This window comes from Mycobacterium sp. (genome assembly GCF_050701675.1).
Taxonomy (GTDB): Bacteria; Actinomycetota; Actinomycetes; order Mycobacteriales; family Mycobacteriaceae; genus Mycobacterium.
In genome coordinates this window covers 1-7,998 of the sequence record NZ_JBOGDD010000555.1, presented here as the reverse complement: position 1 = coordinate 7,998, position 7,998 = coordinate 1, and the positions used below count along the sequence as shown (strand labels likewise).

Below are 7,998 nucleotides of genomic sequence, written 5' to 3'. Positions count from 1 at the left end.
TGGTGGTCATCAGCCAGATCAAGATCAACGTGACGAATGCCTACTCGGGTTCGCTGGCGTGGACCAACTCGTTCACCCGCGTCACGAAGACCTACCCGGGTCGTCTGGTGTTCCTTGGCGTCAACCTGCTGATTGCCCTGGTCCTGATGGAAGCCAACATGTTCGACTTCCTGAACACCATCCTGGGCTTCTACGCCAACTGCGGTATGGCGTGGGTCGTGGTGGTGGCGTCGGACATCGTCTTCAACAAGTACCTGTTGAAGCTGTCGCCGATGCAACCGGAGTTCCGGCGCGGCATGCTGTACGACTTCAACCCGGTCGGCTTCGGCTCGATGCTGATCGCTGCCGGGCTGTCGGTGATCGCGTTCTTCGGCGGACTCGGGGAGGCCATCCGGCCGTACTCGCCGCTGGTTGCCATCGGTCTTGGCGTGGTGCTCCCACCCCTCATCGCGATCGCGACCAAGGGCAAGTACTACCTGAGGCGCACCGACGACGGCATCGACCTGCCGATGCTCGACGAGCACGGCAACCCGTCAGATGCACACCTCAAATGCCATGTCTGCCATCACGATTACGAGCGTCCCGACATGCTGAAGTCCGCCAGTCACGAGGGGTACATCTGCTCACTGTGCCTGTCCACCGACAAGACCGGCGAGAACGTGCTGCCAGCACAAACGTAGAACCGACCGTGAGAAGACGGTCATAGCCGATACTGTCCCGGCTATGGCCGTCTTCTTGCGCAAGATCCTCGGCATCGGTGAGCTGCCCGACGACATGCGGGCCCAGGTCGAAGCTGAAGGCGTGCTCCATCTCGCCGAATTCGTCGCCGTGACGTTCCGCTTCTCTGGCAACGTGCCCGGCAAGACCGCGAAGGGCAACCTCCGCAGCTACGTCGGCGCGCTGGCGCTCACCAACGAGCGGGTGCTCGGCACGCTCTCCTCGGTGCCCAAGAAGGCGGGCCGCGCGGTCGACCACCCGTGGAACGCGAAGGGCGGTTCCATGGTGCAGGCCACTCTGGACCAATCCGGACTGCTGCTTGACGTGCCCGACATCTCCGTCATCGACCCGAGCTTCTCCGGCTCGGTGTCACTGCACTACAAGGCGCCGCTCCCCGAAGACGTGCTGACGCGGCTGCCACAGCGGTCCTTCGCGTTCGACGCGCCGCCGAAGTTCGTCTACTCCGCGTGCGGTGTGCCGAACAGGTGACGTCACCGGACGTCACCGTCGACGTAGAACCACCGGCCTGCGCGACGCTCGAACCGGCTGCGCTCGTGCATCTCGCCCCCGGCGAAGACCGCCGTGAACTCCACTTCCCCGCGGTCGTCATCGTGGCCGCCCGCGGCGACATCGGTCACGTCGAGGCCGATCCAGACGACGTCGGCATCGATCGAGACGTCGGCGGGGCGCGTCCGCGGATGCCAGGTGCGGAATAGATAGTCCGCGTCGCCACACGCAAACGCCGCGTATCTCGACCGCATCAATTCCTCGGCCGTCGCGGCGTGGCGCTCGCCATGGTGCAGCGGACCGCAGCAGGCGTGGTAGCCGGTGCCGCTGCCACAGGGACACGGCCGGCCCAGGAGATCGCTCATGACACCGCGCTACGACTTCGTAAAGGCATGGGAGACATGAATCTTCCAGCTGCCATCCGGCTGGCGGGTGAAGACGTCGAGACCGTCCTCGACCCCCCTGTCCAGAACCTTGCCCGCCGCGTCGGTGACGGTCAGCGTCCAGAAGAGCCTGACGGTCGCAAGATCGCCGTCGACCAGCACTTCGCGGATGTCGGGCGGCGCATAGCTGTACCGCCTGACCGGATCGTCGAACAGCTTCTGCATCTGCATGCAGAATTCGCCGTGGCCGCGATCCTCCGCGTCGGGGTACGACAACACCACGTCATCGGCGAACAACCCGCATACGCCCGCGGCATTCTTGGAATTGAAGTCGTTGGGCCACTGGCGAAGTGCCGATTCGATCGCGGCCTTGTCACGCTCCGGATCATGCGACTGATCTGCGCCCCCGCACCCGACGAGGACCGCTGCCACCATCACCGACATCGTCACCCGCCAGCCCCACACCTCGCCACCCATCCATCGCCCTCGAAATGCGGACCCGAATCAGCCGCGCCACCGTTTGCTGCTACCGCCGCGCCGACACCTCTCGGCCGCTTCATGCCGAATCGCACGCTATGCGCGTTCGCCGCACCACGGTCGTGATTCATCGCATTTCCCTCGAAATCACGACCAGCACGCGAGGGCCCGGTCGGACGTGAATAGCCGCCACCATGAGCCCAACGCTTGCCGATTCAGCGCAGAACCTGTTGCGTGTATCAACGATGAAGGACAACGTGCTCCTCGTGCACTGGCACGATCTCGGCAGATATCTCGGCGCCTACGGCCATGACGACGTATCCAGCCCCAGGCTCGATCGACTCGCCGCCGAGGGGATCCTGTTCACACGCGCACACGCCACCGCGCCGCTGTGCTCGCCGTCGCGAGGCTCGCTGTTCACCGGCCGCTACCCGCAGAGCAACGGGCTGCTGGGGCTCGCGCATCACGGCTGGGAGTACCGCGCCGGGGTCCGCACCCTGCCCCAGCTGTTGTCCGAATCAGGCTGGCACACGGCGCTGTTCGGCATGCAGCACGAGACGTCGTTCCCCGGCCGGCTCGGATTCGACGAGTACGACGTGTCCAACTCCTTCTGCGAGTACGTGGTCGATCGGACCACTCATTGGCTCAGCGACGCCCCGACGACGCCCTTCCTGCTGACCGCAGGCTTCTTCGAGACCCACCGTCCCTATCCGCGGGATCGCTACGAACCCGCGGATGCCGGCGGTGTGGAATTGCCCGACTACCTGCCCGACCTTCCCGACGTACGCGAGGATCTCGCCGACTTCTACGGCTCCATCGCGGTCGCCGACGCCGCGGTCGGCACGCTGCTCGACACCCTCACCGAAACGGGGCTGGACGCCTCCACGTGGGTGGTGTTCCTCACCGACCACGGGCCGGCCCTGCCGCGCGCGAAGTCCACGCTGTACGACGCAGGCACCGGCATCGCCATGATCGTGCGGCCTCCAACGCGGTTCGGGGCACCCGGCCGGGTGTACGACGAACTCTTCAGCGGCGTCGACCTGGTTCCCACGCTGCTGGACGTGCTCGGCCTGCCGGTCCCCGATGACGTCGAGGGGCTCTCACACGCCGCGAACGTTCTCGACGGCATCGCCGATCCCACCCCCGTACGCGCCGAGGTCTACACGACGAAGACCTATCACGATTCGTTCGATCCGATCCGCGCGATCAGGACCAAGGATTTCAGCTACATCGAGAACTACGCGGCGCGGCCGCTTCTGGATCTCCCCCTCGACATCGAGCAGAGCGCGCCGGGGAGGGCGGTCGCGTCGTTCAGCACGGCGCCTCGCCCGAGCCGGGAACTATACGATCTGCGGACGGATCCGACCGAAAGGGACAATCTCCTTAGCGGTCCGGTGAGCGAGGACTCCGAATCAATTGCCAACGAATTGGCGATGCTGCTCAACGATTGGCGACAAAAGACGAACGACGTCATTCCGTCCGATTTCGCCGGGACGCGCATTTCGGCCAGATACACCGAAACATACATGCGCATCAATGGAATACAATTGCCGAGTCGGTCGGCAATTGCGGCCGAACGCGGGATCGAAGACGATGTCCGAACACCGCCATAGTTGTGCTCGTGACGAGTTTAATGGTTTGCCACAGTCGAGCATGCGACGCGATTTCGATCCGGTTAGGCTTCCGCGCATGTCCTCTCCGACTGCGTATCTGGTGCTTGCCTCGCAACGGAGCGGCAGCACGCTTCTGGTGGAGTCCTTGCGGGCCACTGGCGTCGCAGGCGAACCCCAGGAGTTCTTCCAGTACCTGCCGACCACCAGCCAGTCGCCGCAACCACGGCAATGGTTCGCCGACGCGGGAGACGAATCGATCCTGCGACTGCTCGACCCGCACGACGAGGGCAAGCCCGACCTGGCTCCGCCGGAGATCTGGCGCGACTACATCCGGACGGTGGGACGCACCCCCAACGGGGTGTGGGGCGGCAAGCTGATGTGGAATCAGACGCCGCTGCTGCAGCAACGCGCCGAGGGTCTTCCTGACCGCTCCGGCACCGGCCTGCTGTCGGCGATCCGCGACGTGGTCGGCTCGGATCCGGTCCTCGTCCACGTGTACCGCCCCGACGTCGTGTCGCAGGCGGTGTCATTCTGGCGCGCCGTACAGACCCGGGTCTGGCGTGGTCGTCCCGATCCGGTGCGCGATGCGCGCGCCGAATACCACGCGGGCGCCATCGCACACGTCGTCACGATGTTGCGTGCCCAGGAGGACGCGTGGCGGGCCTGGTTCGTCGAGGAGGGAGTCGACCCCATCGACGTTTCATATCCCGTGTTGTGGCGAAACCTCACCGAAGTGGTCGGTACCGTCCTCGAGGCACTCGGTCTGGATCCTCGGCTCGCCCCGGCGCCGGTTCTGGAACGTCAGGCCGACCAACGGTCCGACGACTGGGTTGAGCGTTATCGCAAGGACGCAGAGAAGGAGGGCCTGCCGGTATGACGGTTCAGACTGGGGACACCCAGGTCGACGAGCTTCGGCTGCTGGAAGCGGAGTCGGTTCACATCATCCGTGAGGTCGTCGCCGAGTTGCAGCGACCGGTGCTCCTGTTCTCGGCGGGTAAGGACTCGATCGTGCTTCTCCGGCTGGCGGAGAAGGCCTTTCGTCCCTTTCCGTTGCCGTTCCCGGTACTGCACGTCGACACCGGCCACAACTTCGACGAGGTGATCGAGTTCCGTGACCGCCGCCTCGGCGAGCACGGCCACAAGCTGATCGTCGGTTCGGTGCAGGAGTCCATCGACTCCGGCCGGACGCCCGACCCGGGTGAAGGCGCCTCCCGGAACCGGCAGCAGACCCGCACGCTGCTCGACGCACTCGAGGCGGGCGGCTTCGACGCCGCGTTCGGCGGCGCCCGCCGCGACGAGGAGCGCGCCAGGGCCAAGGAACGCATCCTGAGCTTCCGCGACGAGTTCGGGCAGTGGGATCCGCGGGCCCAGCGCCCGGAGCCGTGGTCGCTGTACAACGGCAGGATCAAGAAGGGCGAGCAGGTCAGGGTCTTTCCGCTGAGCAACTGGACCGAGCTGGACATCTGGCGGTACATCGAGCTCGAAGGTCTCGAGCTGCCGCCGATCTACTTCGCCCACGAGCGCGAGGTCGTCGCCAGGGACGGCATCCTCCTCGCCGTCTCCGAGTACGTGCAGCCCACCGGCGACGAGACCTCGGCCGTCGAGTGGGTCCGCTACCGCACGGTCGGCGACCTGACCATCACCGGAGCCGTGCGGTCACACGCGACCGACATCGCCGGTGTCATCACCGAGATATCCGCGGCCACGGTGTCGGAACGCGGCGAGACCCGCGCCGACGACCGAACGTCGGTGGCAGCCATGGAAGATCGCAAGCGGGAAGGCTACTTCTGATGGGGCGAGCGAAGCGACGGGAAGAACGACGATGAGCGAGACTCGCCAGCTGCTCCGACTGGCCACCGCCGGATCCGTGGACGACGGCAAGAGCACCCTGATCGGCCGGCTCATGCACGACACCGACAGCCTGCCGCTCGACCACCTCGAAGCGGTCAAGGACGAGGCGGGGGTCGCCGACTTGGCCGCCCTGTCCGACGGCCTGCGCGCCGAGCGCGAACAGGGCATCACCATCGACGTCGCCTACCGGTTCTTCTCCACTGAGCGCCGCAGCTACATCCTGGCCGACACACCGGGTCACGAGCGCTACACCCGCAACATGTTCACCGGCGCGTCCAATGCCCACGTGGCGGTGCTGCTGGTCGACGCCCGTGCCGGGGTGCTGCGCCAGACGCGCAGGCATGCCCGCATCGCGAAACTCCTTGGCATCCAACACTTCGTGGCCACGGTCAACAAGATCGACCTGGTCGACTTCGATGAGGACCGCTTCGGCGAGGTCGACGCCGAGCTGTCCACGTTGGCGGCCCGACTCGGCATTACGGATCTGGCCGTCATCCCCATCGCCGCCAAGCTCGGCGACAACGTCGTGCACCGCTCCGACAACACGCCCTGGTACACCGGGCCGACGCTGCTGGAGTACCTCGAGGGGGTTGAACTGTCGGCACCCCAGCCCGAGGCGGCCAAGCTGCGACTGCCGATCCAGTGGGTGTCCCGACCCACGACCGAGGTTCGCCGCCGTTACACGGGACGGCTGGCCGCCGGGACCGTCAGCGTAGGTGACCCCATCGTCTCGCTGCCCGCGGGCACCCGCTCCACGGTGACCGCCGTGGACACCCTCGACGACGAGCGCACGACGGCGGTTGCGCCGCTGTCGGTCTCGATCGAGCTCGCCGACGACATCGACGTGGGCCGTGGCGACGTCTTCGTCAGCGGTGCCGAGGACGCGACGCTGCCGGTGCTGGCCCGCGAGCTCGACGCGACGGTGTGCTGGTTCGCCGACTCGCCGCTGCGCGCCGGTGACAGGGTCGCGCTGAAGCAGACCTCCAAGACGGTGCGGGCGACGGTGCAGGCGCTGCACTCCCGGCTGGACCCGGAGACACTCGACGAGCTCGACAACCCGGTTGAGTTGTCCCTCAACGACATCGGCATGGTGACCTTGCGCACCAGCTCGGTCGTCGTCGCCGATCCCTACACCGACAACCGGGACAGCGGCGCGTTCATCCTCATCGACGAGACCTCGAACGAGACCATCGGCGCAGGCACCATCGTCGAACCGCGTGAGGTCAAGCCCGGCACCCAGGCTCGCAACGACATCCGTTGGCACCCTTCGGCACTGGATCGCGACCACCGCTGGAAGGCCACCAACCAGCGTGGCGCCACGATCTGGTTCACCGGCCTACCCGCGTCGGGCAAGTCGACGCTGGCCGTCGCCGTCGAGCGCGCACTCGTCGAGTCCGGCGACGTCGCCTATCTGCTCGACGGTGACAACATCCGCCACGGCCTGTCCGACGACCTCGGGTTCTCGGCCGGTGACCGGGCCGAGAACATCAGGCGGGTCGGACATCTCACCCGGCTGTTCGCCGATGCCGGGGTCGTCGCGCTGGCCTCGCTGGTGTCGCCGCTGAAGTCCGACCGCGAGATCGCCAGGGCCCTCAACGACGCCGCCAAGCTGCCGTTCATCGAGGTCTATATCTGCACGTCCGTCGAGGAGTGCGAGAAGCGCGATCCGAAGGGCCTCTACGCCCGCGCCAGGGCCGGTGAGCTGAAGGGCCTCACGGGCGTCGACGCCCCCTACGAGGCTCCAGAGAACCCGGACCTGGTCATCGACACCACAGGTGCCGACATCGACGACCTGGTGGCCAAGGTTCTCGAGGTGCTCAAGTCCAGGCGCGACGGCGTCTAACCCCACCTAACCCACCCGGGCCACCACGAAGATCCGCCGGAACGGGAAGAACGTGCGACCGTCGGGTCGGGCCGGATACCTGGCGTCCAGCATGGGGATGAGCTCGGCGCGGAATCGTTGCCAATCCTCTTCGCTGAGTGCGTCTTTCACCGGCGTCAGGGCGGTGCCGGTGATCCAGTCCAGAACCGGATGTTCGCCCGTGAGTTCGTGGACGTAGGTCGTCTCCCAGGTGTCGACGACGCAGCCCGCATCGCTGAGCAGCCCGGCGTACTCTGCGGCCGAGTCGACTACCTTGCCCACCCGAAAGGGGATGTCACTCAAGGCATCGATCCACTTCGGACTGCTCGCCAGCTCGCGCACCGCGGCATGCGACGGCGCGTCGAAGTTGCCGGGCACCTGCACGGCGATCCACGCCCCGGTGGGCAGCTCACCAGCCCAGCGGACCAACAGCTCCCGATGTCGTGGCACCCATTGCAACGCCGCGTTGCTCAGCACGACGTCGGTGTCCGGCCTCGGCGTCCACGCCTCCAGTTCCCCGAGGTTCGCGTCGAGGCCACGCGCGCGCGCCGCGTCGACCATCGCCTGCGAGCTGTCGACGGCCTCGATG

8 protein-coding genes and 1 pseudogene are annotated in these 7,998 nt (G+C 66.5%); 6 read left to right on the top strand and 3 right to left on the bottom strand.

Going from position 1 to position 7,998, the window contains the following annotated elements; translation table 11 throughout:
- A pseudogene (locus ACRDUX_RS16820) lies at positions 1–680 on the top strand (hypothetical protein); the annotation flags it as partial.
- Between the two features lie 43 nt (positions 681–723).
- Complete coding sequence (locus ACRDUX_RS16815) at positions 724–1,206, top strand: hypothetical protein (protein WP_526415154.1); 483 nt, start codon at positions 724–726, stop codon at positions 1,204–1,206.
- Between the two features lie 2 nt (positions 1,207–1,208).
- On the opposite strand, the gene ACRDUX_RS16810 is transcribed toward ACRDUX_RS16815, so the two are convergent.
- Both ACRDUX_RS16810 and ACRDUX_RS16805 read right to left on the bottom strand, forming a co-directional pair.
- Entirely contained in the window at positions 1,209–1,589 is a 381-nt protein-coding gene (locus tag ACRDUX_RS16810) for a YchJ family metal-binding protein (RefSeq protein ID WP_526415153.1), read from the bottom strand.
- A gap of 9 nt (positions 1,590–1,598) precedes the next feature.
- Positions 1,599–2,084, bottom strand: coding sequence for a DUF4440 domain-containing protein (locus tag ACRDUX_RS16805; protein WP_526415152.1), 486 nt, complete (start codon positions 2,082–2,084; stop codon positions 1,599–1,601).
- A 245-nt stretch (positions 2,085–2,329) separates the two neighbouring features.
- On the opposite strand from ACRDUX_RS16805, the gene ACRDUX_RS16800 reads away from it, so the two are divergent.
- The 4 genes from ACRDUX_RS16800 (at position 2,330) to cysN (ending at position 7,391) form a co-directional block, all read left to right on the top strand.
- Positions 2,330–3,697 carry a sulfatase family protein gene (locus tag ACRDUX_RS16800; protein WP_526415151.1) on the top strand — a complete coding sequence of 456 codons (1,368 nt, stop codon included), beginning with the start codon at positions 2,330–2,332 and terminating at the stop codon, positions 3,695–3,697.
- A 76-nt stretch (positions 3,698–3,773) separates the two neighbouring features.
- A complete protein-coding gene (gene stf0, locus ACRDUX_RS16795; protein ID WP_526415150.1) occupies positions 3,774–4,574 on the top strand; it encodes a trehalose 2-sulfotransferase in 801 nt (266 codons plus the stop codon).
- Entirely contained in the window at positions 4,571–5,488 is a 918-nt protein-coding gene (gene cysD, locus ACRDUX_RS16790; protein WP_526415149.1) for a sulfate adenylyltransferase subunit CysD, read from the top strand. The genes stf0 and cysD overlap by 4 nt, the downstream gene beginning before the upstream one ends.
- A gap of 31 nt (positions 5,489–5,519) precedes the next feature.
- Positions 5,520–7,391: a sulfate adenylyltransferase subunit CysN gene (gene cysN, locus ACRDUX_RS16785; RefSeq protein WP_526415148.1), complete on the top strand. Its 1,872-nt coding sequence runs from the start codon at positions 5,520–5,522 to the stop codon at positions 7,389–7,391.
- A gap of 6 nt (positions 7,392–7,397) precedes the next feature.
- Here the strand turns inward: cysN and ACRDUX_RS16780 are convergent.
- Positions 7,398–7,998: class I SAM-dependent methyltransferase (locus ACRDUX_RS16780; protein ID WP_526415147.1), on the bottom strand; the 601-nt coding region annotated here is incomplete at its 5' end.